Genomic DNA, 26754 nt, shown 5'->3' with positions numbered 1-26754 from the left:
GCCGTGAGCATTTTGCTTTACGGCATTGCTCCTATTCAGCGACTTATCTGTCAACTTTTCTTCACACATCTCTTCTGACCATTCGTTATCTGGAGTATCATCACTTCACCCAATGACTCAGCTTATTGCAATTGAAGGACACATCCATGCGTCTGGAAGTTTTTTGCCAGGACCGTCTTGGTCTTACCCGTGAATTACTTGATTTACTGGTGCTGCGCAGTATTGATTTGCGCGGTATCGAAATTGATCCCATTGGGCGAATCTACCTGAATTTCTCTACTCTCGACTTCGATACATTCAGCAGTCTGATGGCTGAAATTCGTCGCATCCCGGGAGTGACGGACGTGCGTACCGTGCCGTGGATGCCGTCCGAGCGCGAACATCGTGCGTTAAGCGCCTTGCTTGAAGCGCTGCCTGAACCAGTGCTGTCGCTGGATATGAAAAGCAAAGTGGAGCTGGCGAATCCGGCGAGCTGTGCACTGTTCGGCCAAAACGAAGACAAGTTGCGTAACCATAACGCCGCGAGCCTGGTGAACGGTTTTAACTTTATGCGTTGGCTGGAAAGTGCGCCGACGGAATCTCATACCGAACACGTGGTGATTAACGGGCAGAATTTCCTGATGGAAATCACGCCGGTTCATCTTGATAGCGAAAACGAAGGCGCGACGTTAGTCGGCGCGGTGGTGATGCTGCGTTCAACGGTCCGCATGGGCCGCCAGCTCCAGAACCTCTCTAATACCGATGTTGGCGCGTTTAGCCAGATTGTCGCGGTCAGCCCGAAAATGCGCCATGTGGTTGATCAGGCACATAAACTGGCATTGCTGAATGCACCGCTGCTGATTGTGGGTGATACCGGAACTGGTAAAGATTTGCTGGCTCATGCTTGCCATCTTGGCAGCCCACGAGCGCAGAAACCGTATCTGGCACTCAACTGCGGCTCGATGCCGGATGACGTGGTTGAAAGCGAATTGTTTGGCCATGCACCAGGCGCATACGCCAATGCTGTCGAAGGTAAAAAGGGCTTCTTCGAGCAGGCCAACGGTGGCTCAGTTTTGCTGGATGAGATCGGCGAAATGTCGCCGCGTATGCAGACAAAACTGCTGCGTTTCCTCAACGACGGGACATTCCGTCGCGTGGGCGAGGAGCATGAAGTTCATGTTGATGTGCGCGTAATCTGTGCGACGCAAAAGAACCTGATTGAAATGGTGCAAAAAGGCGAATTCCGTGAAGATCTCTATTATCGCCTGAACGTCCTCACGCTAAATTTGCCGCCGTTGCGTGACCGCCCGCAAGATATCATGCCGCTGACCGAGCTGTTTGTGGCCCGTTTTGCCGATGAGCAAGGCGTTCCGCGTCCGAAACTGGCGAATGATTTAAGCAACGTGTTAACGCGTTATGGTTGGCCGGGCAACGTGCGTCAGTTAAAGAATGCTATCTACCGCGCATTAACCCAACTGGAAGGGTACGAGTTACGTCCGCAAGACATTTTGCTGCCAGATTTTGATACGGCGAGTTTAGTGGTTGGGGAAGAAGCAATGGAAGGGTCGCTGGATGATATTACCAGCCGCTTTGAGCGTTCGGTGCTCACACAGCTTTATCGTACTTATCCAAGTACGCGTAAGTTGGCTAAACGTTTGGGCGTTTCGCACACCGCGATTGCGAACAAATTACGTGAATACGGCCTGAGCCAGCGTAAAACAGAAGAGTAATCATTATGCCCCCGGTTCACGGGGGCATTCACACTTAAGCCTTCAGAGCTTCCAGTGCTGCGGCATAATCTGGCTCATTAGTGATTTCGTTCACTAACTCGCTGAATACCACTTCGTCTTTCTCATTAAGAACCACTACGGCACGAGCCGTCAGGCCTTTCAGTGCGCCTTCAGAAATACCAACACCGTACGCTTGCTGGAACTCTGGGTTACGCAGAGTAGACAGTGTGACAACATTGCTCAGGCCTTCTGCGCCGCAGAAGCGAGATTGTGCAAATGGCAGGTCAGCGGAAACACACAGTACAACGGTGTTATCCATTTCTGTCGCCAGTTGGTTGAATTTGCGCACGGAAGCCGCACAAACGCCGGTATCAATGCTTGGGAAAATGTTCAGGACTTTACGTTTTCCATCGAACTGGCTCAGAGTAACGTCAGACAGATCTTTAGCTACCAGTGAGAAAGCTTCAGCTTTGTTGCCAGCTTGTGGGATCTGACCTGCAACCGCTACAGGGTTGCCCTGGAAATGAACGATTTGTGACATGTTTGATTTTCCTTTTTACATATAATTAACGCCGCCGACAGTGTATGTCAGTATTCATCATCTGAATATAAAAAACTGATACTGCAAGTAAAAGTGTTCTCTGGCTATACTCTGGCAACGATAAAAACAACGACGACAGGCAAAAAATAATGAGAACAGTCAAGGTTTACCAGGAAGCGTGGCCCCTCCATACACCGTTTGTGATTTCACGTGGTACACGCAGCGAAGCGGTAGTTGTTGTGGTCGAATTGGAAGAAGACGGCATTAAAGCGGTGGGTGAGTGCACCCCGTATCCGCGCTATGGCGAGAGTGTGGAATCGGTGCTGGCGCAAATCACCACGGTGATTCCCCAGTTGGAAAAAGGAATGACGCGTGCGCAACTGCAAGATGCACTCACGGCGGGCGCTGCGCGTAATGCCATTGATAGCGCATTGTGGGATTTAGAAGCCCGACGCAAACAACGGACGCTTTCTCATATTGCTGGGGTCGAACTCCCGGAACTGGTGACCACGGCACAAACTGTCGGTATTGCCGAACCTGAACAAATGGCGGCCGCCGCGAAACTGCTGTGGGATAAAGGCGCGCGTCTGTTAAAGGTTAAAATTGACGACCGACTCATTACCGAGCGCATGGTGGCGATTCGTGCCGCCGTGCCAGAGGCAGTGATTATCGTTGATGCTAACGAAGCCTGGAAAAGTGACGGCCTGGCGGCGCGTTGCCAGTTACTGGCCGATCTGAATGTGGCGATGCTTGAACAGCCGCTGCCTGCCGGGCAGGACAGTGCGCTGGCGAATTTCATCCATCCATTGCCTATTTGCGCGGATGAGAGTTGCCATACTCGTGAAAGCCTTGCCGGGCTGAAAGGGCGCTACGAAATGGTGAACGTGAAACTGGATAAAACCGGTGGTTTGACCGAAGCGTTGGCCTTAACGCAGGCCGCTCGCGAAGCAGGATTTGATGTGATGTTGGGCTGTATGTTGTGTACGTCGAGAGCTATCGCCGCCGCTTTACCGCTGGCGGCGAAAGTCCGTTTCGCCGATCTCGATGGCCCAACCTGGCTTGCGGTAGACGTTGAGCCCGGTTTGCACTTTGAAACCGGGAAACTTTATCCGTAAGAATTTTATTTTTGCCAGTGCAGTAAGCCCATCATGGCATCCAGATACCGCTCACTCGCTTCGTCAGCCGAGATGGGCGGGAATTCTGCGGTAATACAAGGTAGGCCTAAATCGGCACACCAACTGCCAAATGACCCTGGAGTTTCATAGCCCACACTGGTCACTAACGGCAACGCAAACTCTTTCGCAAGCCATGCGCCAAGCGGGGAGTTGTCGGGATCTTCAATACAGCCTAGCGGATCGTGGAAAGAGACAATCCATGCAGGTTGTAACGTATGAATCAGCTGACATAACGCAGCAGTTTCTGGCTCAGAACCGGGCTTGTTACCGGTCGATAACACCACGTCGCGTGCATCGGCACTGCTGTTCCAGCGATAAACGGTTTCGCCAGATTTCCAGTTTGCCGCCGGGAAATTACGATTTAAATCCACACCGTTGGCATTAGCGCGTAAACCCAGTTGGCAACCGTCAGGATTCACCGCCAGCACAACGTGATGACGGCGGTGTTCGGGTTCCAGGGTGCGCAGTGCGCAAGACAACGTGACCATGGCCGCATTTTCATCGCCATGCGTGCCTGCAATGATTAAGCCGCTGCGTTGTTCACTCGGTGCGGCCGGGAACCAGATAAGCGGCGCACCAAACACAGATTTGCCATAACGCTCGGAGCCTTTCGGCAAATGACCGCGTTGTGAACGAGGGCGGTGGGCTGACATAGCATTCCTTAAATCGACTCAGATTTTTAATGCTGATAGTAATAGCAGTGATTTAAAAAAAACTCATCTGAAACAATCTCCTGTCAGACCAGTTCATCCTTTGCGCCGATATTCACAAAAACCCCTCCGGGAGGCGATTTTCGTCACGTTATTTATTTTTGTTATTGGCAAAACAGTTGATTGCGTTACATTGTTTGTCTGTCACTGGCGTGAGCGTAGTGCTGGCCCAAACAAAATTATTCATAAGGGTAAAACATGAAAAAGCGTTTTTTGACTACTTGTTGTGCATTAGCCATTGCCAGCCTCTTTTCTAATGCCTGGGCGGCGGATGTCCCTGCTGGTACTAAACTCGCGGCTGACCAAACTCTGGTTCGTCATATTAAAGATGAACCGGCTTCTCTTGATCCCGCCAAAGCCGTTGGGTTGCCAGAAATTCAGGTGATCCGTGATTTGTTTGAAGGCCTGGTTAACCAGAACGAAAAAGGGCAGCTCGAACCCGGTGTCGCCACCAAATGGCAAAGTAATGACAACCGTACCTGGACATTTACCCTGCGCGACAACGCGCGCTGGTCTGATGGCTCACCGGTTACCGCACAAGATTTCGTTTATAGCTGGCAGCGTTTGGTTGATCCGAAAAACACCTCACTATTTGCCTGGTTTGCCGCCCTTGCTGGCATCAACAATGCGCAAGCCATTATTGATGGCAAAATGCCTGCGGATAAACTGGGCGTGACGGCGGTTGATGATAGAACGCTGCGCATTAATCTCGATAAGCCCGTACCATACTTCCCGAATCTGACCGCTAACTTTTCGCTCTATCCGGTGCCAAAAGCAGTGGTTGAGAAATTCGGCAATGACTGGACCAAACCTGGCAACCTGGTTGGCAACGGGGCGTATGCGCTGAAAGATCGCATCGTGAATGAAAAACTGGTGGCGGTGCAGAATAAAAATTACTGGGATAACAGCAAAACGGTCATCACCGAGGTGACATTCATTCCTATCAACCAGGAATCTTCGGCCACCAAGCGTTATCTGGCGGGAGACATTGATATCACTGAGTCATTCCCGAAAAACCTCTATCAAAAATTATTGAAAGATATTCCGGGGCAAGTTTATACCCCGCCACAGTTGGGCACCTATTATTACGCCTTTAACACCCAGAAAGGCCCGACGGCTGACGCGCGCGTGCGTCTTGCCCTGAGCATGTCGATTGATCGTCATATCATGGCTGAAAAGGTATTGGGTACGGGTGAGAAACCGGCATGGCGCTTTACGCCAGATGTGACGGCGGGCTTTACGCCAGAGCCTTCACCATTTGAGCAAATGAGCCAGGAAGAAGCCAACGCTCAGGCTAAAACACTGCTGCAAGCGGCAGGTTATGGCCCGAACAAACCGCTTAAATTAACGCTGCTGTATAACACGTCTGAAAACCATCAGAAGATTGCGATTGCGGTGGCATCAATGTGGAAGAAAAATCTTGGTGTGGATGTGAAGCTACAAAACCAGGAATGGAAAACGTACATTGATAGCCGCAACACCGGTAACTTCGATGTAATTCGTGCTTCGTGGGTGGGGGATTACAACGAGCCTTCGACGTTCCTGTCGCTGTTAACTTCAACGCACAGCGGTAATATTTCGCGCTTCAACTCCCCGGAATATGACAAAGTTCTGGAGCAGGCAAGCCAGGAAACAACTGATGCCGCGCGTAATAAAGATTACAATCAGGCGGAAAAAATCCTCCAGGAAAAAGCCCCGATCGCACCGATTTACCAGTACACCAATGGTCGCTTAATCAAGCCATGGCTGAAAGGGTATCCGATTAATAACCCTGAAGATGTTGCTTACAGCCGTACCATGTATATCGTGGCGCATTAATTAAACTTAGATCTTAAAGGCCCTGACTTGCATCAGGGCCTTTTTTGTTTCATCACGAAACAGAAGTGGCGTAACCCCCGACAATAAACCAGGTGATAAACACGATTGCGGCCACGATGATGGCTATTGGGAACAAAACGCCAATTTTCATTTTCTTCTCATTCTTCAGTATGGAAAAGTTGCCACTGGTTCCGGCCTTGTTCTTTGGCCTGATACAGCGCCGCATCAGCTTGCGCAATCAGTCGCGTAGCAGACATGCCCGGCTCCCAAATTGCGATACCGAGACTCATTGTGACGAAGGGTAATACAAGCGACCCGGCATGGGGAATCGCCAGTGCTTTTAAGTTCTGTTGGATGCGTTCTGCCACCTCAATCGCCTGCTGCGCAGGGGTATCAGGAAGCAGCATAATAAACTCCTCGCCTCCAAACCGCGCCGCAACATCTTGTGTCGAACGAACTGCATCTTCAAGGCATTTAGCGACTTTTATCAGGCATTCATCACCGGCCTGATGACCGTAATGGTCGTTATATTTTTTGAAGTGATCGACGTCTAACATAATCACTGACAGCGGCGAGTTGCATTGTTCCTCACGTTGCAGCGCTTTATCCAGCAACAGATGGAACACCCGTCGATTGGCAATCCCGGTTAACGGATCGCGGTTAGCCAGCGTTTGTAACTGTGTTATCAAATCTCTGTTTTCATGCTCACGGCGGACGGCCAGAATAAACCAACCGCACAAAATCCGGCGGCCCGACTCAAACAAGCCAGCCAGCAGGATATACAACAGCGCATTAAGCACCGTGAGGTCGGAAGGATAAACAAAATTACAAATCAGAATCACCACCCAAATGGGCAGGGTGAAACTCAGTAAAACGCGGGTATCAAAATAGAGTGAAATCAGCGCGGTGAAAATCAGCAACGCGGCGAAGGGGAACACAATCCGCGAATCGCCGCTGGCAATGAAGATGTAAAAACAACACACCCAAAGGGCGCTGATGCACAGTAATGCCCCGTGCAGGCATTTACTCAGCCACTCGGCGTGTTGATCGGGGGCCATTCGCAAAAGGAAAATCACCGACGACGAGATGGCGAGTATCAACCCCATAAGCAGTTCTAGCACGGGATATGATTGGGTGATGCTGGCGATTTGTTTTATCGGCGAAAAGTAGTGTCGGCCTAAAATAAATAAGCAGAACAATAAGTTAATCCACAAAAACCAGACACCACTGATTGTGATTGCGCGTTGCCGCATGACCTTTAGGCGAAAATCTAAATTGGTGTAAGTTCTGCGTACGTCTAGCAAACATCATCTCCGTATGCCCTGGTGGCATTGCTGTATCTGAAAAACAACAGAAATGTAACATTTTTTATTGAGCAAATTCAGGAAGTTTGCCTATTTTTCCGAGTTACATAACAAAAGAAGACGGCTAGACTGACAACAGAAATGTGGCAATACGTGGAGAAATGCTTTGGAAACCATTAAAGGGCACGATTTAAAAGTGCCGGACGCCGTATTAGCCTGGCAACTCGATGGCAATGGCGGCGTCAAAACCATCGAAGATAATGACACTATCGATGCTGCACATCCTGGTTGGCTGCATTTAAATTATACCCATTCCGATAGCGCAAACTGGCTGGCGACCACACCTTTACTGCCCAATTATGCCCGCGATGCGCTGGCCGGCGAAAGTTTGCGCCCGCGTGTGACGCGCATTGGCGAAGGGACGCTCATCACGTTGCGCTGTATCAACGGTAGTACTGATGAACGCCCCGACCAACTCGTCGCAATGCGGTTATACATCGACGAACGGCTTATTGTCTCAACGCGTCAGCGCCGGGTACTGGCGCTCGATGACGTGGTGAATGACCTCAAAGAGGGCGCAGGACCGGTCGATACCGGCGGTTGGCTGGTGGATGTATGCGACGCGCTGACTGACCATGCCAGCGAGTTTATTGAACAGTTGCATGACAAAATTATCGATCTCGAAGATAACTTGCTCGATCAACAAATCCCTCCACGAGGTTTTCTGGCTTTACTGCGTAAACAGCTGATTGTGATGCGCCGTTATATGGCGCCGCAGCGGGATGTCTACGCACGTCTTTCGAGTGAGCGACTGCCGTGGATGACCGATGATCACCGTCGTCGGATGCAGGATATTTCCGACAGGTTAGGGCGCGGGCTTGATGAAATCGACGCCTGTATTGCGCGTACAGCTGTGATGGCAGATGAAATCGCCCAGGTGATGCAAGAAGCGATGGGGCGTCGCACCTATACCATGTCATTAATGGCGATGGTATTCTTGCCAAGCACGTTTTTGACGGGGCTATTTGGTGTGAATTTAGGCGGCATTCCGGGCGGCGGCTGGCATTTTGGTTTTAGCCTGTTTTGCATCATGTTGGTGGTTCTTATTGGTGGTGTTGCCTGGTGGTTACATCGCAGTAAATGGCTGTAAAATTTAACATTTTTAACAAAGCGCTTACTAAAAAAGACTGCGATAATTGAGCCAGGTCAATAACTGGAACGACGGTTCAAGGCACTATCTCTCTCGCAGGTGAATGCAACGTCAAGCGATGGGCGTTGCGCTCCATATTGTCTTACTTCCTTTTTTAGAATTACTGCATAGCACAATTGATTCGTACGAGCCGACTATTAGTCGGCTTTTTTTTGTCTGCGATTTGTTGTCTATGCTTAAAGGGAAGGTACAAAACTGGAGGCCATAATGACTTTTTATCGAAGCTTATTCATGAGCGACCCGACATTCCCGAGCGAACCCACGCCTGTGCCCGATCCAATTCCCAGGCCGCAGCCGATACCCGACCCGCCGCTTGATCCCGATCCAAAACCGATTATCGACCCGCCGCCGCACATGTGAAGGTTTCCCTCTCCGTTGCCGGAGAGGGATGATGTGACTATTTTATTTCGAGGATATCGAGGCGTTGCACAGGGGAATCACTGTCTTCGTCTTCTGGCTGCCAGCCAACAGGCTGCATAGGCAACTCTTCGCGGTCGAACGCTAAATCGCCACCGTCTACAACTTCCGCACCGTGCTTCAGGCCTTTGAAATCAAACAGCGTGGTATCGCACATATGCGAAGGCACCACATTTTGCATCGCGCTGAACATGGTTTCGATACGGCCAGGATAACGTTTATCCCAGTCGCGCAGCATCTCGCCAATCACCTGGCGCTGGAGGTTTGGCTGTGAACCACACAGGTTGCACGGAATAATCGGGTATTCACGCGCGATGGCGAAACGCTCAATGTCTTTCTCGCGGCAGTAGGCCAGCGGGCGAATCACAATGTGCTTGCCGTCATCGCTCATCAGTTTTGGTGGCATGCCTTTCATTTTGCCGCCGTAGAACATATTCAGGAACATCGTCTGAAGAATGTCATCGCGATGGTGGCCAAGGGCAATTTTCGTTGCCCCTAACTCGGTTGCGGTGCGATAGAGAATGCCACGGCGCAAACGAGAGCAGAGCGAACAGGTGGTTTTCCCTTCTGGAATCTTGTCTTTTACGATGCCGTAAGTGTTTTCTTCGACAATTTTGTACTCAACACCAATGCTTTCCAGGTACGCAGGCAGAATGTGCTCAGGGAAACCGGGTTGCTTCTGGTCGAGGTTAACTGCCACCAGGCTGAAATTGATCGGCGCGCTCTGCTGCAAATTACGCAGAATTTCCAGCATGGTGTAGCTGTCTTTGCCACCGGACAGGCAAACCATAATGCGATCGCCTTCTACAATCATGTTGTAATCAGCGATAGCTTCGCCCACGTTACGACGCAGACGTTTCTGTAATTTGTTCAGGTTGTATTGTTCTTTTTTAGTAACTTCTTGTTTATCTTGCATTTAGTTGACGCTCTAACTCGAAAAGGGGCACCGCAGGGGCATAGCCATGCTACATGGCGTGTATGGTACGGATTGCGGCGACGAAAGTCAGCACGAAATGAAGTAAAAAGCGTTTCTCAATGGCGTGGTTTTAAAGAGATTAAAATAAGTTTGCCCTATTAAAACCTTATTTATTGCATGGATAATTTCACTTATGTATTATGCGCCGCCGGCCAATCTTTATAATCTTCATGTGATTATGAAATGAAGGGTCAGGCATGCGTTAAAAACCGCCACTAGCTCATCGGGAAGAGCGGCAACCTCAGTGTTGTAGTACGGGGTTCGAGGCTCCGGTGGCGGACCAAAACAAAATCACTTTTAGCGACACTCTTTGCTTCACACAATCCCGTTATGCATCTGGTTTTTCATAGCGCGGCAACTGCGTAATCTCATAGGTACTTGTGCTCAGCACGACGCAACGATCTGGCTCAGGATTGCCGGAATAAAACATGAAGTAGGTCTGTTTCCCCGGGAAGAACACCAGGTCATCTCCATTTTGAAACCGTGTGACGCGGAAAGGGACATCATTCTGGGTTTTGTTCTGTCTGACTCCGGAGGCAACCTGAAAGTGTTCGTCCCATTTCATCGTCGTGAGACTGTAAGCAAAACGCGAAATCACCATATTTTCACGCATTGAGCATGATAGTCGGGTTGCTGTGGCGGCAAATACAGAAGAATGAACGAGGCCTAAAAGGCTTAATAAAAGAACAAATTTCATGAGACACCTTGTCATCTAATGTAGGTAACAGGAGGGTAACATGAATCGCCATAGAATTTAAATTTGCGCAATTCATATTGTTTAGATGATTTATCTAATGAAATTGAAGGTTCGTGGAACTCAAAACCGAGGAGGGATATATTCGCAGGCGGGTATTAATTCGGGGAGGGTTTAACTTGAGTAAGAATTTAGTAAATTAAATTATTTAAAGCCAGTGCATAACACTGGCTATTTAACTTACTTAGAGCAATAAACGCGTGCATCACGTGGGGTGTAAATACCAAACGTGATAAAGCCGAGGAAACCGTCAGCAAACGTCTGCTGAACTTCTGTACGCACCACTTTATCCGCACCGCCACATACCGCCGCCGCATCAACAGTTTTGGTTTGGCCAATACCGCTTACAAAGAAGTGATGTGTCGTGGTTTGCTGTGGTTTCTCAGCAATTTCTTTATTAATAGTGAATGTTTGCTGCGCGCAGCCAGATAAAACCAGAGAAGCAACAGCTGCTATCATTAACTTTTTCATAACAATCCCTTTTTTATTTGTAGTAACCGCGCGCAGAATCGCATTGTAATTATTAATAAGAAATCCGACCAGTTATTCGTATGAGAATTATCTCGGCATTGTTTTGGGTTTGTTTATATCGCATCAAATTAGACGATTTGGATTAACCTTTATCGATCAATTGAAAGATTTAATACTGGAGTAATGACAACCAGGGCAAATCAGCTCTTATCGCAGCGTGCGGCTTGAAATGGCAGTGCTAATTTGCTGGAAACTGCCGCGTTACAGCGACGAATCTGCTAATATGCGCGCCAGACGCTGTCTGACAGCCCATTAATTGAGAGTATAACTGTGACATCTTTTTCTACCCTAAACGTTCTGCCTGCAGAACAACTCGCCAACCTCACCGAACTTGGTTATCACACCATGACGCCTGTTCAGGCGGCTGCATTACCCGCGATTCTGGCTGGGAAAGATGTCCGCGCACAGGCGAAAACCGGCAGTGGTAAAACCGCTGCATTTGGCCTGGGTTTACTGCAACACATTGATGCCAGTCAGTTTATTACTCAGTCGCTGGTGTTGTGCCCGACTCGTGAACTGGCTGATCAGGTGGCAAAAGAATTACGCCGCCTTGCGCGCTACATGCCGAATATTAAAGTGCTCACGCTTTGTGGCGGTCAGCCGTTTGGCGCTCAGCGCGATTCGCTGCAACATGCTCCGCATGTGATTGTCGCAACGCCAGGCCGTTTGCTGGATCACCTGAAAAAAGAGACCGTCAAGCTCGATGCCTTGCAAACGCTGGTGCTGGACGAAGCAGACCGCATGCTGGATATGGGATTTGCTGACGCCATTGACGAAGTGATTAGCCATGCGCCGCAAGATCGCCAGACCCTGCTTTTCTCTGCTACCTGGCCGACGGCTATTGCATCAATCAGCTCCCGCGTGCAGCGTTCGCCAGAAACCATCGAAATTGATTCCGTAGATGAATTGCCTTCTGTAGAGCAGCAGTTCTATGAAATCTCCCGCAGTGGCAAAATTAGCCTGTTGCAGAAACTTCTCAGCAAGCATCAACCTGCGTCTTGCGTCGTCTTCTGTAACACCAAGAAAGATTGCCAGGCCGTTTGTGATGCGCTAACCGAAAGCAACCAAAGCGTGCTGGCGCTGCATGGCGACATGGAACAGCGCGATCGCGATCAAACGCTGGTGCGTTTTGCCAACGGCAGTAGTCGCGTGCTGGTCGCAACGGATGTTGCAGCGCGTGGCCTGGACATCAAAGCACTGGAAATGGTGATTAACTACGAACTCTCCTGGGACCCGGAAGTTCACGTTCACCGCATTGGTCGTACCGCTCGTGCTGGCGAAAGTGGCCTGGCAATTAGCCTATGTGCGCCGGAAGAAGCCCAGCGTGCCAGCGTGTTAGCTGAGATGTTGAACTTGTCTCTGAGCTGGCAGCCCGCGCCTACGGCCGGAAGCATCAAACCGCTGGAAGCGACTATGGCGACGTTGTGCATCGACGGCGGCAAAAAAGCGAAAATGCGTCCGGGTGATATTCTCGGTGCGTTGACCGGTGATTTGGGGCTGGATGGCGCAGATATCGGCAAAATTGATGTCCACCCGATGCACGTTTATGTCGCGATCCGTGAGTCTGTAGCGCGTCATGCGTGGAAGCAATTGCAGAGCGGTAAAATTAAAGGCAAATCGGTTAAAGTGCGTTTGCTGAAGTAAGTTTTTAACACCGCTCCCTGCAGTTTTATGCGGGGAGCGGTTAATTCTATTCCTTCGCGACCGCATCCAGTACCCGCACCAACTGCGTGACGAAACCGTACTCGTTATCGTACCAGGCCACGGTTTTAACCAGTTGCAAATCACCCACTTCAGTCACTTCCGTCTGCGTAGCATCAAACACCGAACCAAAATTCGTGCCGACAATATCGGACGACACAATTTCCTCGTCGGTGTAGCCAAACGATTCGTTGCCGTCGGTCGCTTTTTTCAGCGCCGCATTAATCTCCTCGACCGTTACCTTCTTATCAAGAATCGACACTAATTCAGTGACCGAACCGGTCAGCGTTGGCACACGTTGCGCGTGGCCTTTGAGTTTGCCCTGAAGTTCAGGGATCACCAGACCAATGGCTTTTGCCGCGCCGGTTGTATGCGGAATGATATTTTGCGCTGCCGCACGCGAAGCGCGCAGATCTTTACCTCGTGGGCCATCTACCAGCGATTGCGTGCCGGTGTAAGCATGAATAGTGGTCATGGTGCCGACTTTAATCCCAAAGTTGTCGTGCAGCGCTTTTGCCATTGGCGCGAGGCAATTGGTGGTGCAGGAAGCGACGGAAAGAATTTTATCTTCCGGGGTAATCGTATTGCAGTTGACGTTAAAGACGATGGTTTTCATGTTGCCAGCAGGGGCGGAGATCAGCACTTTCTTCGCTCCGGCATCCAGATGTGCGCTGGCTTTTTCTTCGGAGGTATAGAAACCGGTGCATTCGATAACTATCTCAACGCCGACTTTTCCCCAGGGAATGTTTTTGGCGTCTTTCTCGGCATACACCGCAATTTTCTTGCCGTTCACAATTAACGCATCGTCGGTGTAATCCACCGAGCCGTTGAAATTGCGGTAACTGGAGTCGTGTTTTAACAAATAAGCCAGCACTTCAGGCGAGGTGAGATCGTTGATAGCAACAATTTCAACTTCACTTTTGGTTTCAAGAACACGGCGTAACACCAGGCGACCAATACGACCAAAGCCATTGATACCGATCTTTTTCATGACGCGGACCTCACTTTTAATCATGGAAAGTAGCTGAATTCTTAATCAACTCTAGTGATAGCGCATAAATGAAGGAGCCGCAAACCCATACCCGGCGAGGAAATGTTGCGGTAATTAACCAGATGTTAATGATTTTCTAAGTATTTGCCGTTATCCTGGAAAAAATCATTGTGACTATGCAGGACACCTTAATGCGCAGCAAATACACCTCGTTACAGATAACACTTCATTGGCTGGTATTTTTATTGATAGTGGGGGCTTATTGCGCCATGGAACTGAAAGGTTTTGCGCCGCGTTCGTATCGGCCCATTTTTAACGCGACCCATGTAACCTGCGGGATCAGCGTCTTTATTTTGATGATTTCGCGCCTGCTGGTGCGAATTAAGTATCGCGCTCCCGCCATCACGCCCAAGCCACACCCCGCGATTACCGGGATGTCGCACCTGGTGCATACGATTATCTATCTGATGTTTATCGTGTTACCGATTCTGGGATTCATGACGGTGTACTTCAAAGGCAGCGACTGGTCGGTGTTGGGGATCCCGATGCCACACGCCGTTGAGCCGGATGAAGACATGGAATTCAACATCAAAAGTTACCACGAACTGCTCGCCAACATCGGCTACTTCGTGATTGGCATTCATGCTTTCGCCGCGTTGTTTCATCATTACGTCTGGAAAGACAACACGCTACTTCGCATGATGCCTGGCAAAAAAGAGTGATCTCAGGCCACGCCGAACTGGCGCAAAGTAGCCGTGATTGCCGCTGAAATAATGATCACTGTAATAAGTGGGACTTTGCGCCAGGCAAGAAACGCGGCAATCGCCACGCCCGTAACGCGGGCTATGCCAGAAAAGTGATCGTTCTCGTAAAAAGTAGTGGCGATGGCGACCGAAAAAAGCAGTACCGTCGCCGCATCCGAAAGCAGTGATTTCGCCGTTTCAGAGAATACTAATCGATTGCCTAATTTCGCCCCCGCCAGGCGCATTAAATAAGTGCCGCCGGAAAGCAGCGCGAGGCCCGCTAAAATTTTCATCGTTTCAGTCATTATTTTTTCCTAGCAAAGACACCCAGCAGCGACAACAAAACCGGCATCCCCACTGGCGTGAAGGGAACGGCAAGCAGCGAAATAGTGGCTCCGGTTAAAGAACGCAGTGCGGTAGTGCGGTTTTTAAAGGCTGGGATCACTAACGCCAATAAAATGGTTGGGAATACCGCATCCAGACCGATGGTTTCCGGTGCGGGTAACAGTTTACCCACCGCACTGCCCAGCAGCGTTCCAAGCGGCCAGAAGAGCGCCACGCCAATCCCGCATAACCAATATGCCGCCTTACGCGCCTCGGGCGTTTTCTGCGATAAACCAAACACCACGCTTTCATCATTCATGATGTGGCAACCGATGAAGCTCGACAGGCGAGTGCCGACTAAGTCACGCACAGCAATGCCGAATGGGAAATGGCGAGCATTCACCAGTAAACCGGCTATGGCGGCGGCAATCGGACTACCTCCGCTGGCAATAATGGCGACAAACATAAATTCAGACGCGCCGGCCAGCACCACAATCGAAGAGAGCACCGGCAACCAGAGCGGGAAGCCGTAGGCGATGGATAGTGAACCATAGGAAACGCCCACCACACCTACGGCGAGGCAGACCAAAAATATCGCTTTTTTAGACTCTCGGGACACAGCTGCAAAATGTGTGGAGAACATGATGTCATCTCATAACGAACGTAATGTACAATATAATGAACAAACATAATGAATTGATCAAGCGAACGATTCGTTCGTTTTAATGAACGAAGGGGCGAAAATGTCACAACCAATCGACATCATTGCAAAGAGTCTGGTACGTGAGCGCGAAAGCGCTAATTTGTCACTCGCCGAAGTGGCAAGGCGGGCAAATATTGCAAAATCCACGCTGTCACAACTGGAAGCGGGTAACGGAAATCCTAGCCTGGAAACCTTATGGGCGCTGTGCGTCGCGCTCAATATTCCTTTCGCAAAACTGCTGGAGCCGCAGGGAAACACCACGCAGGTTATTCGTAAAGGGGAAGGGACGAAAGTAGTGTCTGAGCGTGCAGATTACCAGGCGATTTTGCTGGCGACATGCCCACCAGGTGCACGGCGCGATGTGTATCTTTTAATGGCGCAACCGGGCGAAGAGCGGCGTTCGCATCCGCATCCAGCAGGGTCAGTTGAACATATTATTATCACGCAAGGCAAAGCGCTGGTCGGCACACTGGACAACGCGCATCAGCTTGAGGCGGGGGATTACATTTGTTATCCCGCTGATGAGGAACATTTATTTAAGGCGCTGGAAGCCGATACCATGGCGGTGATGGTTTCCGAGCAAAACTAAAAAATCGCTCAATCCAGTTCAACAATATTCAGGCCGTCTTGCCCAAATACGTAACGGCAGAGGATCTTGTAACTGTCGCGGTCAAAATGTGTTGTGGGCGTGATCATTGATTTTCCTGATTCCAGAGACTGAGCCGTCCCCAGATATAACCAGTTATTCAGGATATGGTATTCAGTGAGCGCGCCTGATTTCTCTTCTATTGCGATGCGCCCGGGATAAGGCCAACTGCGAACTCGTAACGACTCAAGCGAATCTCTGAGTCGTTGCTGATGGTTTTCCAGCGTCTCTTGCCCGCAACATGCGCCTGCGCATTTCTTCAATGAGAAACGAAAGCACGCTCTACCCGCTGTTAATTTTTCCAGCCCCAGTGCGCCATAGCAAAGCCTTTCCTGATCCGCTAACTCTCTAATCTGATCGATAGCCGCATGCCGGGTTTTAAACAGGCCAAACAAATCTGGTGCATGCGTGAAATCAGTTTCGTTGCTGAAAACAAATTGCGTGGTTTTCTCGGTAATGCGCAGGGAACACAGTTTACGAGCTACCCGTAATCTCTTATTAAACAATGGGCTTTGGTTTTTTATCAGTTGCGATTCAAGCAGCAGGGCACCAATTTCACCGATGGTTTCATGAAAACCAATGTCAGTGGTCATATGCAGCAATTTCGCTTCCGATTGCGTTCTGAAATGTGCCAGAACACGGCTGCGGATGTTGATACTCTTCCCGATATAGAGCGGGAAGGTTTGATCCGAACCATAAAAAATATACACGCCGGGACGCGACGGAAGTGTTTCAAGGGTATGCCGGAGATGCTCAGGATATTGATACTGTAGGGTCATGCTTGAGTCAGATAATTCTCTTCACAGCGGGAAATAGCGCATCCACTTGCAATATCGCAGTCTTTGCATGAGTTTTAACCAGGTTATCGTAATGCTCATTTTGTGGACTTGCAACACTGGACACCCGCGTCGTCTATGGTTTTATTAGCAGATAAGCAGATTGTTAGCGAAACGCGATAAAACAATGTACCATACCCCCCTATAGTATCAGGAGGTCAAAATGCCCCATTCACCTGAAGACAAAAAACGCATTCTGACTCGCGTGCGGCGTATTCGTGGCCAGACAGAAGCGCTGGAGCGCGCGCTGGATAGCGGCGAGCCATGTATCGCTATCTTGCAACAAATCGCCGCCGTACGCGGGGCCGCGAATGGCCTGATGGCCGAAATGATGGAAATCCATCTTAAAGATGAACTGGTCGCGGGGGAAACCTCCGAGGATCAGCGTGCGCTGCGCATGGCAGAAGTCGGCCATTTAATTCGCTCTTATCTAAAATAGCGCTTATCTAAAACAACATTCACTCTCACCTGACGACGGAAGAAGAATATGAAATCACGTGCTGCAGTTGCATTTGGCCCAGGCAAACCGCTTGAAATCGTTGAAATTGACGTAGCGCCGCCACAAAAAGGCGAAGTGCTAGTGAAAATTACCCATACCGGCGTGTGCCATACCGATGCGTTTACTTTATCTGGCGACGATCCTGAAGGCGTATTCCCGGCGGTATTAGGCCACGAAGGCGGCGGGATTGTGGTTGAAGTGGGCGAGGGCGTCACCAGCCTGAAACCCGGTGACCATGTCATTCCGTTGTACACCGCAGAATGTCGCGAGTGTAAATTCTGCAAGTCTGGCAAAACTAACCTTTGCCAGGCCGTTCGTGCTACGCAGGGCAAAGGCTTAATGCCAGACGGCACTACGCGTTTCTCCTACAACGGCGAGCCGATTTATCACTATATGGGCACCAGTACCTTCAGCGAATACACTGTGGTTGCTGAAATTTCACTGGCAAAAGTCAACGAGCAGGCCCCGTTAGATAAAGTTTGCCTGCTGGGTTGCGGCGTCACCACCGGTATCGGTGCGGTGCACAACACGGCAAAAGTGAAAGAGGGCGATACCGTTGCCGTCTTTGGTCTGGGCGGCATAGGTCTGGCGGTTATTCAGGGCGCGGTGCAGGCAAAAGCCGGACGTATTCTGGCTATCGACACTAATCCTGAGAAATTCAAACTGGCGACCGAAATGGGCGCGACCGACTGCATCAACCCGAAAGATCACGAAAAACCTATTCAGGACGTGATTGTCGAGTTGACCGACGGCGGCGTAGATTTCAGCTTTGAATGTATTGGCAACGTGAATGTTATGCGTTCCGCGCTGGAATGCTGCCACAAAGGCTGGGGCGAAAGCGTCATCATTGGCGTTGCGGGTGCGGGTCAGGAAATCAAAACCCGTCCATTCCAGTTGGTCACAGGCCGTGTGTGGCGTGGTTCAGCGTTCGGTGGCGTCAAAGGGCGCACGCAGTTGCCGGGTATGGTAGAAGATGCGATGGCGGGCAGAATCAATCTCGACCCGTTTATCACGCACCGTATGCCGCTTGAGCAAATCAACGAGGCGTTCGACCTGATGCACGAAGGGAAATCTATTCGTACTGTGATTCATTTCGGCGACAAATAAACCCTCATCTGGCCCTTACTGATTTCGCCGCAAAGCGAGTCGGTAAGGGTTTTTACCCCTCCAGTTCCCCGCCATTTTCTCTCATCCAGTGTGCTAAAGAATCCAGCGTCGGGCGCAATGACTTTCCTAACTCTGTAATCTGATATTCCACTCGCGGCGGCACTTCGGCGAACACTTGCCGGGTCAGCAGCTTTCTGGATTCGAATTGCCGTAGCTGGCGCGTCAGCTCTTTTTGCGTAATGGGATGAACCGTGCGCTGCAAATCACTAAAGCGAACGGGTGCATCAATCACCATCAGGCGATAAAGAATGGGAATCGCCCATTTGCCGGAAATCAGATTCACAAAACTCACCATCGGGCAGCTTTGGCCCGCTTCTGGCAAGGTCGAAAAATTATTATTCATGAGTTTCCCTTGTGGTGCGTCATTGCATCCCATTGCGTGCCTTAGTATCCAAATGGTGCCTACTATCCAAAGGATACTATAGCGTAAATAATGCCGTTACCAGTTAATCGCGAGGTAACGAAAATGGGCAGACTTGAAGGTAAATACGCATTAATAACGGGTGGCACCAGCGGTATTGGTCTTGAAACTGCACGGCAGTTTATTGCCGAGGGCGCAACCGTTGCCATTACCGGACGTAGCCAGGCGGGAATATCGGCGGCGACAGCCGCGTTGGGCAATGTGCATACTCTTCACAGTGACGCAGGAGATATTGCTCAACAACGTTTGCTGGCCGAGAAGGTTTCACAACTCTGGCCGCGCCTCGACGTGCTATATATCAACGCGGGTGATGTTACGCATCGTGCGTTGCAGGAGTGGGACGAGCGGGCTTATGACTCGCTGATGAACACCAATCTCAAAGGCCCTTTCTTTTTGATTCAGGCGCTCTTGCCGCTGCTGGCAAATCCGTCCTCGGTGATTGTTTGCGGCTCGGTGAGTGCACATATTGGCCTGGCGCAAAGTAGCGTTTATGCCGCCAGTAAAGCGGCGATCCTTTCTCTTGCGCGCACGCTTTCCGGCGAACTGCATCCGCTCGGCATTCGGGTCAACGGATTAAGTCCTGGCCCTACGGAAACACCCGCATTGGGGAAATTAGGCAACGGTGCTTCTGAGGAGGCGCTACGTGATGAAATTCGTGCGCTGGTGCCGGTTGGGCGTTTAGGGACGGTTCTTGAACTGGCCAAAGCCGCAGTCTTTCTCGCCTCCGATGAGTCGGCATTTATGGTCGGTAGCGAATTGCTCATTGATGGCGGCGTGAAGAACTTATAGCGGCGAAAAACGAATTACAGTTGATGCATACCAGGCCGCCGCTCGCTGACGTGATAATAAAATTCACGGAAATCGGCGGCGGAATCTTCAGCTGCCTGGCGCAATTCATCGCTGTCCGCCTGGTGGCGCAACAGCATATCGGCACTTTTCACCACCAGGTACAGGTGTCCATGCGTTTGCGCTGTCGTCTGGCCGGAAAACAATGCCGCGCCGACCAACAGCAAAATCATCCCCAGTTTTGACCTCAATTGCTTAACCATTCCAACCCACCTCATTAACGTGACGGGCTAAATGTATAGATAATTGCGACTGGTGACTATTCAACTTTTAGAAATTTAGCAAAAGAATTGTCAGTTATGTAAAAGGCACAATAGTTAAGATTTGGTTTACGGCTGGTTAATAATTGATATGCGATGCTCTCGCGTTTTGCCGGGAGCATCGACGGTAAAAAGAGGGGATTAGTGAGCGACAGATTTTGAAAAAAGATTGATAACTAACACGCCAATAATGATCAGCGCCATTCCCGCAATCGCTGGCCAGTCGAGTTTCTGCCCCAAAAATATCCAGCCCACCGCCCCAATTAATACAATTCCTGCCCCGGACCAAATCGCATAAATCACTCCAGTCGGAATAGTGCGCATCGTTACCGACAGGCAATAAAACGCCACGCCATAAAAGACAATCGTGATAACGCTTGGCCATAAACGAGTAAAGCCTTCAGAAAGTTTTAGCGAAGTCGTCGCGATGACTTCAGCGACAATCGCCACAATTAGCCAGATATACGTCATGTCAGTTTCTCCCTCGAGTTCAGGCCGCCAATGTAAAGATCAAAGTGATTTCTGGCAATAATTGCGGCGCATAGTCATCAATAATTCTCATTAAAATCACGAGTGCTAAACGTCCTGTAACAATTGTAAATGTCAGTTGAAAACACTGGCTTTGTTGTTAATGATACAATTTCTGTGATTGTAAATAAGCGAAATATTAGTTTTATATTCTTTATGTATTTAAATTCTTACATTATGATACCGGTAACATATGAGGCCCTAATGTGTATTCGTCAGACCTCCTGTGGATGACAGCACTGGGTTTCACATGACCTTTGGGGTAAAGAATGGACTGGTTTGTTGATTACTTTTCGACGTATTTATACGGTTTGAAAGTCATCGCTATTACTCTGGCAATTCTGATGTTAATCAGCGGAATTGATGACTTATTTATTGATATCGTCTATTGGGTTCGCCGCGTATGGCGCGCGATCACGGTATACCGCAGCAACGATCGTCTGGACTATAAAGCCCTTTATGAGCCGCAAGAAAAGGCGTTGGCAATTATGGTTCCCGCCTGGAATGAAACCGGCGTTATTGGTAACATGGCGAGCCTTGCCGCCAGTTCGCTGGACTACGAGAACTATCATATTTTTGTCGGCACTTATCCTAACGACCCGGATACACAACGCGATGTCGACGAAGTTTGCGCGCGTTTTCCGAACGTTCATAAAGTTGTCTGCGCCCGTCCAGGGCCCACCAGCAAAGCCGATTGTCTGAACAACATTCTTGATGCCATTTTGCAGTTCGAGCGCAGCGCGCGGTTTAACTTCTCCGGCTTTATCCTCCACGACGCGGAAGACGTTATCTCTCCGCTCGAGTTGCGTCTGTTCAACTATCTGGTCGATCGCAAAGACTTAATTCAGATCCCGGTTTATCCGTTTGAACGCAAATGGACACACTTCACCAGCCTCAGTTATCTCGATGAGTTTTCAGAACTCCACGGCAAAGATGTTCCAGTGCGCGAAGCGTTGGCAGGGCAGGTTCCCAGCGCGGGCGTAGGCACCTGTTTTAGCCGTCGCGCCGTGCTTGCATTATTGGCCGATGGGGATGGTATTGCGTTTGACGTGCAAAGTTTGACCGAAGACTACGACATCGGTTTCCGTTTGCGTCAAAAAGGCATGGAAGAGATTTTCTGCCGTTTCCCGGTGGTTGACGAAAACGACCGCTCCTCCAAACCCTTTTTACAGCGCGCCCGCACCGCCAATGTTATCTGCGTGCGTGAATATTTCCCGGACACCTTTGCCACCGCCGTGCGACAAAAATCGCGCTGGATTATCGGCATTGTTTTCCAGGGCTTTAAAACTCACCGCTGGAGCACCAGCCCTGTCCTTAACTATTTCCTGTGGCGCGACCGCAAAGGGGCGATTGCCAACTTCCTGAGCTTTGCCGCGATGCTGGTGATGTTACAGCTCGTCGCCATCATGATTTATCAGCGCAGCGTCGAAGGTGCCTGGCAGTTCCTGTCTATTTTTGTCGGCGGAGCGTGGCTGACGACATTGCTATGGATTAATTTCTTCCTGATGGCTAACCGCATCATTCAGCGCATGATTTTCGTCACGGCTTATTACGGCCTGGCGCAGGGCACGCTGGTGTTGCCGCGTTTGTTTTGGGGCAATCTGATTAACTTCATGGCGAACTGGCGGGCGATAAAACAGGTCATTCAACATGGCGATCCGCGCCGTGTGGCGTGGGATAAAACCACGCATGATTTCCCGACTGTTAGCGAACAGCGTTCGTCCCAACCGCTGGGTTATATTCTTGTCGACTCCGGTGTGATTACCCAGGCACAACTCGAAGAGGCATTACAAACACGCGTTCATGGCCTGAAACTGGGCGGCAGCATGGTGCATCAGGGGCTGATTACCGCGAAGCAACTGGCGGTGGCGCTTGCCAAACAGGCTGAAGTTCCGATGGAGTCGATTGACCCGCTGAGTCTGGAGCAGTCGCTGGTGCAAAGTATTGCGGCGAAGGTCGCGCACCATCATGCGGTGCTCCCGATTCGCCTGGAAGGCGAAACCATGATTTTGGCTTCTGAAAACACCATCGATCCCGTTTCGCTTGGCGCGCTGGCACGCAAAATTGGTCGCCCGGTGCGTTATGTGATTGTGCCGCGCGGGCAGGTGGTGGTTGGCCTGCGCTACTGGTTCGGTGACGATAAAACCCTCAAAGAAAAACGACTGCTGGACGGTGCGGTGCGCGAACAGCTTCTCACTCAGGAGCAGGCTGACGAGCTTTGGGACAAATATGTCTCCGGGCAACTGATGTTCGCCGAAGTGCTGACCAACGAATCGCATCTGAATGAAGCGGTGCTTCGCGCGGTGCTGCTGCGCTATGAACGTAGCGAGGTGATGTTTGGCGAATATCTGGTGCAGGAAGGGGTGGTTAGCCAGCACATTGTTGACCAGTCACTTGAGCAACAGCAGCAACTGCAACCGAGCATGAGCGCACTGCTGCAAAGTGTCGGTATTAGCGAATTGCAACAGGCTCGTCTGGCGGGGGAAGCGTTATGAATATCCGTTTAAACCCGCTGACGGCGCTGATTTGTGGTGTGTTACTCGCTTCTCCAGCCATGGCGGCACAAGAAGGATCTCGCCAGGATCTTGGCCTTAGCGATTACCGCTACTTCAAGGTGTATCCGCACATCGAGCGGGCGCAGAAAGCCCTAAAAGCCAATGATGAAACCCGGGCGTTGCGCAGTTTTGAACATGCACACCAGATGGCACCGGAAAGTTTACGTCTGACATTGTGGCTCGCCGAAGCGTATCGCCATTTTGGTCACAATGATAAAGCGCAAGCGTTGCTGGAAAGTGAACTCAAAAAACACCCGCAAAATGCTGACTTACAGCGTGCGCTGGAGGCCATTCCCGTTCCGGCTCCAGACATTCACACCACAGAACAGTTGGTGGCGCTACAAAAGCAATGCGATGTCACGCCAACGGTGCGTTGCCACAGTGAGGTGGGCAATTATGCTATCAAGCTCAACCAGTTAGACATTGCGCGTGCGCAGCTAACGGATGCGAAATTCCGCCACACCAAAGAAGGTTTAGTCCTGGCGGACAACTACACGCAGCGGGCGATATTCCAGCAACAGTGGAGCGCTGCGGATCAGGGTTTTGCGCTGCTTGATGGCGTGGCCACGCTCACTGACTCGCAGTATCAGCAGTGGTTCGCCATCTTGCTGCATATGCAGCGCGACCAGCGGATTCTGGACTTGCAAAGTCAGGGCGTGATGAACACGGCAGGTATGCAGCTTGCGTATGCGCAATCGCTGGCTGAACGCCAGGCGCTGGGGCCGCTGCGCCGCTATTTGGCTAACCGTAAGCCGGAGTTTTCGACACCCGCGGAAGAGCACAACTGGATGCGATTGCTGGCAACTTACAGCCAGCAACCCGGCAATGCCGTCGCTAACTGGCCGGTGAAGTACGCGGAAAACAAAAAGTACGTGTTATCCACCCTGGTGCCTATTCGCATTCAACAAGGCGACTGGCAAGGTGCGAACCAACTGCTCAACACCTTTCCTGAAAGCCAGGTGCTCGATCAGCGCCTGGCGTTAAGTCTGGCGCAGAAAGATACGCCATCCAGCCTGCGGTTGCTCAATCAAATCAACCAGACGCGCGGATTAACAGCCCAGGAACTGGGCACCTTAAGCTATCAGCTTGCGGCGCACCCGGAATGGATGAACGCCGAAAACAAAGCCCGGCTGGCAAAACCCTTGCCGACACCTGCGCAACGTATGGCGCAGGCGCGCCTGTTCCAGGGCAAAGAAGATTGCACCATTGTGCGTGATTTATTGGGCGATTTGTCGCCGCAGTATGACGCCGAAAGCTGGTCGCATCTGGCGCAGTGTTATCCGTGGCAACCAGGCCTTGCGTTATACGCCGCCCAGCAGGCCGCCGCGCGAGACTCGTCGCCATATTATCAGCGCCAGGTGGGATATCTGGCCTACAGCGCGGAAGATTACCCGCTGGCGCAAGCGCACGGGGTCGTCGCTCCACAGGCTAGTGCGGCAGAGCCCGACGACGCCTCCCGTGGATTTGCCCTGGCCGCACAAGGCAAACATCAAGAAGCCCGTGACGCACTGGAAAAAGCGCGTAAGGCACAGCCAGACTCACCAGAAATTCTGCGTCAACTGGTGTTTCTCAATGAACACCTCGACGATAAACCAAAGACGAAGCAGTACAGCGAGCGCGTGGTGGACGACATAGATAACACCCTTACGCCACAGCAATCCCTGAGCGACAAACAGCAAGAAGACCGTTTTGCCTTCCGCCGTATTCACGAGGATAGCCAACGCCGCTGGACGTTTAGCTACGACGGCTCATTTGGTTTAACGCCCGACTCGCTAAACAGCGGCGGCAGTAATAACGGTGTTCAGCAAAATAAAAGCTATCGCAGCTACCAGCAATTTGAGGCGGAATACCGCATCGGTAAGAACAAAATACTCGACGGCGACCAGCTCTCTGTTTACAGCCGGGTGTTTGCAGGCAGCAAAAACAATAACTTTGTGCCGGTGGATGAGCCAATGCTTGGAATTGGTGTGCGCTGGAAACCGCTGCGCGACCAGGTCATTTATCTGGCCGCCGAGCAGCAAATCCCGCTCGACCACCACCATGGCGAAGCGGATCTGATGTTACGGGCCAGCGCTTCATTCTTTAACGGCGGGAAATTCAGCGATGACTGGCATCCCACCGGCAATGGCTGGATGGCGCAAAATCTGTATCTGGATGCGGCGCATTTCGTTAAAGCAGATTATCAGATCTACACCGCGGATTACCGCATGAGCTGGCACCAGAAAATCAACCACAAACAAACGCTCGAGCCTTACTGGCACGCGCAGTACAACGCCAGCACCGACACGCCATATCGTGATAACACCCTTGGCGGCGTAGGGGTGCGGCTGAATACCTGGTTTGGTGAATCGCATTACAGTGCCTTCCCGCACAAAGTCAGCATGGGCCTGGAATATCAACGTGCGTTCTCAGGTCACAATCGCGACACTGATTCCAAAAACAGTCTTTTCCTGACGTTAGGAGCACGCTGGTAATGAAGAAAATCCTGTTAACTACGCTGTTGCTCGTCACACCGCTGGCAAATGCAATGAATGCGGTGATGTATCAACCCCAGTTGCGTGATACCACGGTTTCTGACGCCCAATGGCAAAGCGTGTTAAACAAACTAAAAGGGCAGGGAATCGACACCTTAGTGTTGCAGTGGACGCGCTATGACGATGCGTTCCGCGAAGGAGATTCTCGCGCCTGGCTTGAGCATAAAGCGCAACTCACGACCGCAAGTGGTCTGAAACTGGTCATCGGCCTCGCGGCGGACGGGCAGTTTTTCGAACGCCAACAGCAGCCGCTTCCGGCACTGGAAAACTATCTCAACCTTTTACGTGCCGATGACGTATCGGTGGCGAAACGTTGGGTAGAAGTGCTGGGCAAAAATGCGATTGCAGGCTGGTACATCAGTAGCGAACTCGATGACCGGCGTTGGCGTGAACCCCAAATGCAGCAAGCGGCACAAGACTGGCTGAACAAAACCCGGCTGTCTTTGGCGGCAGTTGCGGATAAACCGGTTGCGGTAAGCAGCTTTTTTGCTGGAAATATGACGCCTGATTCCTACAGCAAATGGGTGACGACACTCAGTCTGAGCGGCGTAAAAGTGTGGGTGCAAGATGGGGCAGGAACGCAGATGCTGAATGAAGCCGAACGCTCGCTTTACCTGAAAGCGCCGTCAGCCGGGAAGGTGATTGAACTCTTCCGCCAGGACAAACAGGCGAAAGTGTTCAAAGCGACAGCCGCTCCAGCACAATATCAGGAAAAGTGGCTGGCAACACCTGTCCCGCCGGGGCAGGACAGAATCTATTTCTCATTACGTTATATGAATGCGGCCAGCGGTGTGCTGGCGTTGTAACGGGGATATTATCGGATGACGTCCTTGTAGGGGGGATAAGCGTTAGCGT

At 50.9% G+C, this 26754-nt stretch carries 28 protein-coding genes; 14 read left to right on the top strand and 14 right to left on the bottom strand.

From position 1 onward, the window contains the following. Positions 1–146: 146 nt before the first annotated feature. Positions 147–1709, top strand: coding sequence for a transcriptional regulator TyrR (gene tyrR, locus AC0IWZ_RS10140; protein ID WP_034495563.1), 1563 nt, complete (start codon positions 147–149; stop codon positions 1707–1709). A 34-nt stretch (positions 1710–1743) separates the two neighbouring features. Here the strand turns inward: tyrR and tpx are convergent, their stop codons facing one another. After that, entirely contained in the window at positions 1744–2250 is a 507-nt protein-coding gene (tpx, locus tag AC0IWZ_RS10135) for a thiol peroxidase (RefSeq protein WP_034495560.1), read from the bottom strand. Between the two features lie 149 nt (positions 2251–2399). Here tpx and ycjG point away from each other — a divergent pair, with 149 nt between their 5' ends. Then, the gene (gene ycjG, locus AC0IWZ_RS10130) at positions 2400–3365 is read left to right on the top strand and encodes an L-Ala-D/L-Glu epimerase (protein WP_410372862.1); all 966 of its coding nucleotides are present in this window, start codon (positions 2400–2402) and stop codon (positions 3363–3365) included. Positions 3366–3370: 5 nt separating this feature from the next. On the opposite strand, the gene mpaA is transcribed toward ycjG, so the two are convergent. Next, a complete protein-coding gene (gene mpaA, locus AC0IWZ_RS10125) occupies positions 3371–4078 on the bottom strand; it encodes a murein tripeptide amidase MpaA (protein ID WP_410372861.1) in 708 nt (235 codons plus the stop codon). A 255-nt stretch (positions 4079–4333) separates the two neighbouring features. Between mpaA and AC0IWZ_RS10120 the strand changes: the two genes are divergently transcribed. Further along, positions 4334–5953, top strand: a complete 1620-nt coding sequence (locus AC0IWZ_RS10120; RefSeq protein WP_471677414.1) for a peptide ABC transporter substrate-binding protein — start codon at positions 4334–4336, stop codon at positions 5951–5953. Between the two features lie 52 nt (positions 5954–6005). Here the strand turns inward: AC0IWZ_RS10120 and AC0IWZ_RS10115 are convergent, their stop codons facing one another. Together AC0IWZ_RS10115 and AC0IWZ_RS10110 are read right to left on the bottom strand one after the other, a co-directional pair. Then, a complete protein-coding gene (locus tag AC0IWZ_RS10115) occupies positions 6006–6104 on the bottom strand; it encodes a YoaK family small membrane protein (RefSeq protein WP_034495548.1) in 99 nt (32 codons plus the stop codon). 7 nt (positions 6105–6111) lie between these two features. Then, positions 6112–7206 (bottom strand): GGDEF domain-containing protein, encoded by a 1095-nt coding sequence (locus tag AC0IWZ_RS10110; protein WP_471679066.1) that lies wholly within the window; start codon positions 7204–7206, stop codon positions 6112–6114. 217 nt (positions 7207–7423) lie between these two features. Here AC0IWZ_RS10110 and zntB point away from each other — a divergent pair, with 217 nt between their 5' ends. Together zntB and ynaL are read left to right on the top strand one after the other, a co-directional pair. Beyond that, positions 7424–8407 (top strand): zinc transporter ZntB, encoded by a 984-nt coding sequence (gene zntB, locus AC0IWZ_RS10105; protein WP_259267066.1) that lies wholly within the window; start codon positions 7424–7426, stop codon positions 8405–8407. A gap of 267 nt (positions 8408–8674) precedes the next feature. Beyond that, positions 8675–8827 carry a proline-rich small protein YnaL gene (gene ynaL, locus AC0IWZ_RS10100; RefSeq protein ID WP_156104874.1) on the top strand — a complete coding sequence of 51 codons (153 nt, stop codon included), beginning with the start codon at positions 8675–8677 and terminating at the stop codon, positions 8825–8827. A gap of 37 nt (positions 8828–8864) precedes the next feature. Here ynaL and ttcA read toward each other — a convergent pair whose 3' ends face one another. The 3 genes from ttcA to AC0IWZ_RS10085 all read right to left on the bottom strand — a co-directional run bounded on the left by ttcA (position 8865) and on the right by AC0IWZ_RS10085 (position 11085). Beyond that, positions 8865–9800: a tRNA 2-thiocytidine(32) synthetase TtcA gene (gene ttcA, locus AC0IWZ_RS10095; protein WP_034495539.1), complete on the bottom strand. Its 936-nt coding sequence runs from the start codon at positions 9798–9800 to the stop codon at positions 8865–8867. 388 nt (positions 9801–10188) lie between these two features. Then, positions 10189–10557: a hypothetical protein gene (locus tag AC0IWZ_RS10090; RefSeq protein ID WP_232062578.1), complete on the bottom strand. Its 369-nt coding sequence runs from the start codon at positions 10555–10557 to the stop codon at positions 10189–10191. A 237-nt stretch (positions 10558–10794) separates the two neighbouring features. Next, entirely contained in the window at positions 10795–11085 is a 291-nt protein-coding gene (locus AC0IWZ_RS10085) for a Bor family protein (RefSeq protein ID WP_034495534.1), read from the bottom strand. Positions 11086–11415: 330 nt separating this feature from the next. On the opposite strand from AC0IWZ_RS10085, the gene dbpA reads away from it, so the two are divergent. Continuing rightward, positions 11416–12789, top strand: a complete 1374-nt coding sequence (dbpA, locus tag AC0IWZ_RS10080) for an ATP-dependent RNA helicase DbpA (protein WP_034495531.1) — start codon at positions 11416–11418, stop codon at positions 12787–12789. A 46-nt stretch (positions 12790–12835) separates the two neighbouring features. Here dbpA and gap read toward each other — a convergent pair whose 3' ends face one another. Further along, a complete protein-coding gene (gene gap, locus AC0IWZ_RS10075; RefSeq protein ID WP_172894146.1) occupies positions 12836–13837 on the bottom strand; it encodes a type I glyceraldehyde-3-phosphate dehydrogenase in 1002 nt (333 codons plus the stop codon). Positions 13838–14028: 191 nt separating this feature from the next. Between gap and cybB the strand changes: the two genes are divergently transcribed. Continuing rightward, complete coding sequence (gene cybB / locus AC0IWZ_RS10070; protein ID WP_034495529.1) at positions 14029–14559, top strand: cytochrome b561; 531 nt, start codon at positions 14029–14031, stop codon at positions 14557–14559. A 2-nt stretch (positions 14560–14561) separates the two neighbouring features. Here the strand turns inward: cybB and AC0IWZ_RS10065 are convergent, their stop codons facing one another. Both AC0IWZ_RS10065 and AC0IWZ_RS10060 read right to left on the bottom strand, forming a co-directional pair. Further along, a complete protein-coding gene (locus AC0IWZ_RS10065; protein WP_471677415.1) occupies positions 14562–14885 on the bottom strand; it encodes an AzlD domain-containing protein in 324 nt (107 codons plus the stop codon). Then, positions 14885–15547: an AzlC family ABC transporter permease gene (locus AC0IWZ_RS10060; protein ID WP_471677416.1), complete on the bottom strand. Its 663-nt coding sequence runs from the start codon at positions 15545–15547 to the stop codon at positions 14885–14887. The genes AC0IWZ_RS10065 and AC0IWZ_RS10060 overlap by 1 nt, the downstream gene beginning before the upstream one ends. A 100-nt stretch (positions 15548–15647) precedes the next feature. On the opposite strand from AC0IWZ_RS10060, the gene AC0IWZ_RS10055 reads away from it, so the two are divergent. Further along, positions 15648–16196, top strand: coding sequence for a helix-turn-helix domain-containing protein (locus tag AC0IWZ_RS10055; protein ID WP_471677417.1), 549 nt, complete (start codon positions 15648–15650; stop codon positions 16194–16196). Positions 16197–16204: 8 nt separating this feature from the next. Here the strand turns inward: AC0IWZ_RS10055 and cho are convergent, their stop codons facing one another. Then, positions 16205–17032 carry an excinuclease Cho gene (gene cho, locus AC0IWZ_RS10050; RefSeq protein WP_259267069.1) on the bottom strand — a complete coding sequence of 276 codons (828 nt, stop codon included), beginning with the start codon at positions 17030–17032 and terminating at the stop codon, positions 16205–16207. Positions 17033–17252: 220 nt separating this feature from the next. Between cho and AC0IWZ_RS10045 the strand changes: the two genes are divergently transcribed. Then, positions 17253–17528 carry a metal/formaldehyde-sensitive transcriptional repressor gene (locus AC0IWZ_RS10045; RefSeq protein WP_034495523.1) on the top strand — a complete coding sequence of 92 codons (276 nt, stop codon included), beginning with the start codon at positions 17253–17255 and terminating at the stop codon, positions 17526–17528. Positions 17529–17576: 48 nt separating this feature from the next. After that, positions 17577–18695, top strand: a complete 1119-nt coding sequence (locus tag AC0IWZ_RS10040; RefSeq protein ID WP_034495521.1) for an S-(hydroxymethyl)glutathione dehydrogenase/class III alcohol dehydrogenase — start codon at positions 17577–17579, stop codon at positions 18693–18695. A 52-nt stretch (positions 18696–18747) separates the two neighbouring features. Here the strand turns inward: AC0IWZ_RS10040 and AC0IWZ_RS10035 are convergent, their stop codons facing one another. After that, complete coding sequence (locus AC0IWZ_RS10035; protein ID WP_471677418.1) at positions 18748–19098, bottom strand: winged helix-turn-helix transcriptional regulator; 351 nt, start codon at positions 19096–19098, stop codon at positions 18748–18750. Positions 19099–19221: 123 nt separating this feature from the next. On the opposite strand from AC0IWZ_RS10035, the gene AC0IWZ_RS10030 reads away from it, so the two are divergent. Continuing rightward, positions 19222–19965 carry an SDR family oxidoreductase gene (locus tag AC0IWZ_RS10030; protein ID WP_471677419.1) on the top strand — a complete coding sequence of 248 codons (744 nt, stop codon included), beginning with the start codon at positions 19222–19224 and terminating at the stop codon, positions 19963–19965. 14 nt (positions 19966–19979) lie between these two features. On the opposite strand, the gene AC0IWZ_RS10025 is transcribed toward AC0IWZ_RS10030, so the two are convergent. Both AC0IWZ_RS10025 and AC0IWZ_RS10020 read right to left on the bottom strand, forming a co-directional pair. Next, positions 19980–20225, bottom strand: a complete 246-nt coding sequence (locus tag AC0IWZ_RS10025; protein WP_471677420.1) for a DUF2554 family protein — start codon at positions 20223–20225, stop codon at positions 19980–19982. 198 nt (positions 20226–20423) lie between these two features. Further along, the gene (locus AC0IWZ_RS10020) at positions 20424–20753 is read right to left on the bottom strand and encodes an SMR family transporter (RefSeq protein WP_115628531.1); all 330 of its coding nucleotides are present in this window, start codon (positions 20751–20753) and stop codon (positions 20424–20426) included. A 326-nt stretch (positions 20754–21079) separates the two neighbouring features. Here AC0IWZ_RS10020 and nfrB point away from each other — a divergent pair, with 326 nt between their 5' ends. From nfrB to AC0IWZ_RS10005, 3 genes are read left to right on the top strand one after another with little or no spacing between them, the layout of a single operon-like run. Next, positions 21080–23305, top strand: coding sequence for a cyclic di-3',5'-guanylate-activated glycosyltransferase NfrB (gene nfrB / locus AC0IWZ_RS10015; RefSeq protein ID WP_471677421.1), 2226 nt, complete (start codon positions 21080–21082; stop codon positions 23303–23305). Beyond that, positions 23302–25839 (top strand): NfrA family protein, encoded by a 2538-nt coding sequence (locus AC0IWZ_RS10010; protein WP_471677422.1) that lies wholly within the window; start codon positions 23302–23304, stop codon positions 25837–25839. The genes nfrB and AC0IWZ_RS10010 overlap by 4 nt, the downstream gene beginning before the upstream one ends. Then, positions 25839–26705: a DUF4434 domain-containing protein gene (locus AC0IWZ_RS10005; RefSeq protein ID WP_471677423.1), complete on the top strand. Its 867-nt coding sequence runs from the start codon at positions 25839–25841 to the stop codon at positions 26703–26705. The genes AC0IWZ_RS10010 and AC0IWZ_RS10005 overlap by 1 nt, the downstream gene beginning before the upstream one ends. Positions 26706–26754: the final 49 nt, after the last annotated feature.

It is taken from the genome of Buttiauxella sp. AC142, from assembly GCF_979253435.1.
The sequence above is the reverse complement of the archived record's forward strand: the minus strand, read 5'-3'. Positions and strand labels throughout refer to the sequence as shown.

What these genes read in the sequence shown, in the direction of transcription:
- AC0IWZ_RS10010 (WP_471677422.1), top strand. Translation starts at nt 23,302, where the DNA reads ATGAATATCCGTTTAAACCCGCTGACGGCGCTGATTTGTGGTGTGTTA.
- AC0IWZ_RS10110 (WP_471679066.1), bottom strand. Translation starts at nt 7,206, where the DNA reads ATGCGGCAACGCGCAATCACAATCAGTGGTGTCTGGTTTTTGTGGATT.
- AC0IWZ_RS10090 (WP_232062578.1), bottom strand. Translation starts at nt 10,557, where the DNA reads ATGAAATTTGTTCTTTTATTAAGCCTTTTAGGCCTCGTTCATTCTTCT.
- AC0IWZ_RS10020 (WP_115628531.1), bottom strand. Translation starts at nt 20,753, where the DNA reads ATGACGTATATCTGGCTAATTGTGGCGATTGTCGCTGAAGTCATCGCG.
- AC0IWZ_RS10115 (WP_034495548.1), bottom strand. Translation starts at nt 6,104, where the DNA reads ATGAAAATTGGCGTTTTGTTCCCAATAGCCATCATCGTGGCCGCAATC.
- AC0IWZ_RS10030 (WP_471677419.1), top strand. Translation starts at nt 19,222, where the DNA reads ATGGGCAGACTTGAAGGTAAATACGCATTAATAACGGGTGGCACCAGC.
- tpx (WP_034495560.1), bottom strand. Translation starts at nt 2,250, where the DNA reads ATGTCACAAATCGTTCATTTCCAGGGCAACCCTGTAGCGGTTGCAGGT.
- AC0IWZ_RS10045 (WP_034495523.1), top strand. Translation starts at nt 17,253, where the DNA reads ATGCCCCATTCACCTGAAGACAAAAAACGCATTCTGACTCGCGTGCGG.
- AC0IWZ_RS10025 (WP_471677420.1), bottom strand. Translation starts at nt 20,225, where the DNA reads ATGGTTAAGCAATTGAGGTCAAAACTGGGGATGATTTTGCTGTTGGTC.
- cybB (WP_034495529.1), top strand. Translation starts at nt 14,029, where the DNA reads ATGCGCAGCAAATACACCTCGTTACAGATAACACTTCATTGGCTGGTA.
- AC0IWZ_RS10065 (WP_471677415.1), bottom strand. Translation starts at nt 14,885, where the DNA reads ATGACTGAAACGATGAAAATTTTAGCGGGCCTCGCGCTGCTTTCCGGC.
- tyrR (WP_034495563.1), top strand. Translation starts at nt 147, where the DNA reads ATGCGTCTGGAAGTTTTTTGCCAGGACCGTCTTGGTCTTACCCGTGAA.
- cho (WP_259267069.1), bottom strand. Translation starts at nt 17,032, where the DNA reads ATGACCCTACAGTATCAATATCCTGAGCATCTCCGGCATACCCTTGAA.
- AC0IWZ_RS10085 (WP_034495534.1), bottom strand. Translation starts at nt 11,085, where the DNA reads ATGAAAAAGTTAATGATAGCAGCTGTTGCTTCTCTGGTTTTATCTGGC.
- AC0IWZ_RS10055 (WP_471677417.1), top strand. Translation starts at nt 15,648, where the DNA reads ATGTCACAACCAATCGACATCATTGCAAAGAGTCTGGTACGTGAGCGC.
- ycjG (WP_410372862.1), top strand. Translation starts at nt 2,400, where the DNA reads ATGAGAACAGTCAAGGTTTACCAGGAAGCGTGGCCCCTCCATACACCG.
- gap (WP_172894146.1), bottom strand. Translation starts at nt 13,837, where the DNA reads ATGAAAAAGATCGGTATCAATGGCTTTGGTCGTATTGGTCGCCTGGTG.
- mpaA (WP_410372861.1), bottom strand. Translation starts at nt 4,078, where the DNA reads ATGTCAGCCCACCGCCCTCGTTCACAACGCGGTCATTTGCCGAAAGGC.
- ynaL (WP_156104874.1), top strand. Translation starts at nt 8,675, where the DNA reads ATGACTTTTTATCGAAGCTTATTCATGAGCGACCCGACATTCCCGAGC.
- AC0IWZ_RS10035 (WP_471677418.1), bottom strand. Translation starts at nt 19,098, where the DNA reads ATGAATAATAATTTTTCGACCTTGCCAGAAGCGGGCCAAAGCTGCCCG.
- ttcA (WP_034495539.1), bottom strand. Translation starts at nt 9,800, where the DNA reads ATGCAAGATAAACAAGAAGTTACTAAAAAAGAACAATACAACCTGAAC.
- AC0IWZ_RS10120 (WP_471677414.1), top strand. Translation starts at nt 4,334, where the DNA reads ATGAAAAAGCGTTTTTTGACTACTTGTTGTGCATTAGCCATTGCCAGC.
- AC0IWZ_RS10005 (WP_471677423.1), top strand. Translation starts at nt 25,839, where the DNA reads ATGAAGAAAATCCTGTTAACTACGCTGTTGCTCGTCACACCGCTGGCA.
- AC0IWZ_RS10060 (WP_471677416.1), bottom strand. Translation starts at nt 15,547, where the DNA reads ATGTTCTCCACACATTTTGCAGCTGTGTCCCGAGAGTCTAAAAAAGCG.
- AC0IWZ_RS10040 (WP_034495521.1), top strand. Translation starts at nt 17,577, where the DNA reads ATGAAATCACGTGCTGCAGTTGCATTTGGCCCAGGCAAACCGCTTGAA.
- nfrB (WP_471677421.1), top strand. Translation starts at nt 21,080, where the DNA reads ATGGACTGGTTTGTTGATTACTTTTCGACGTATTTATACGGTTTGAAA.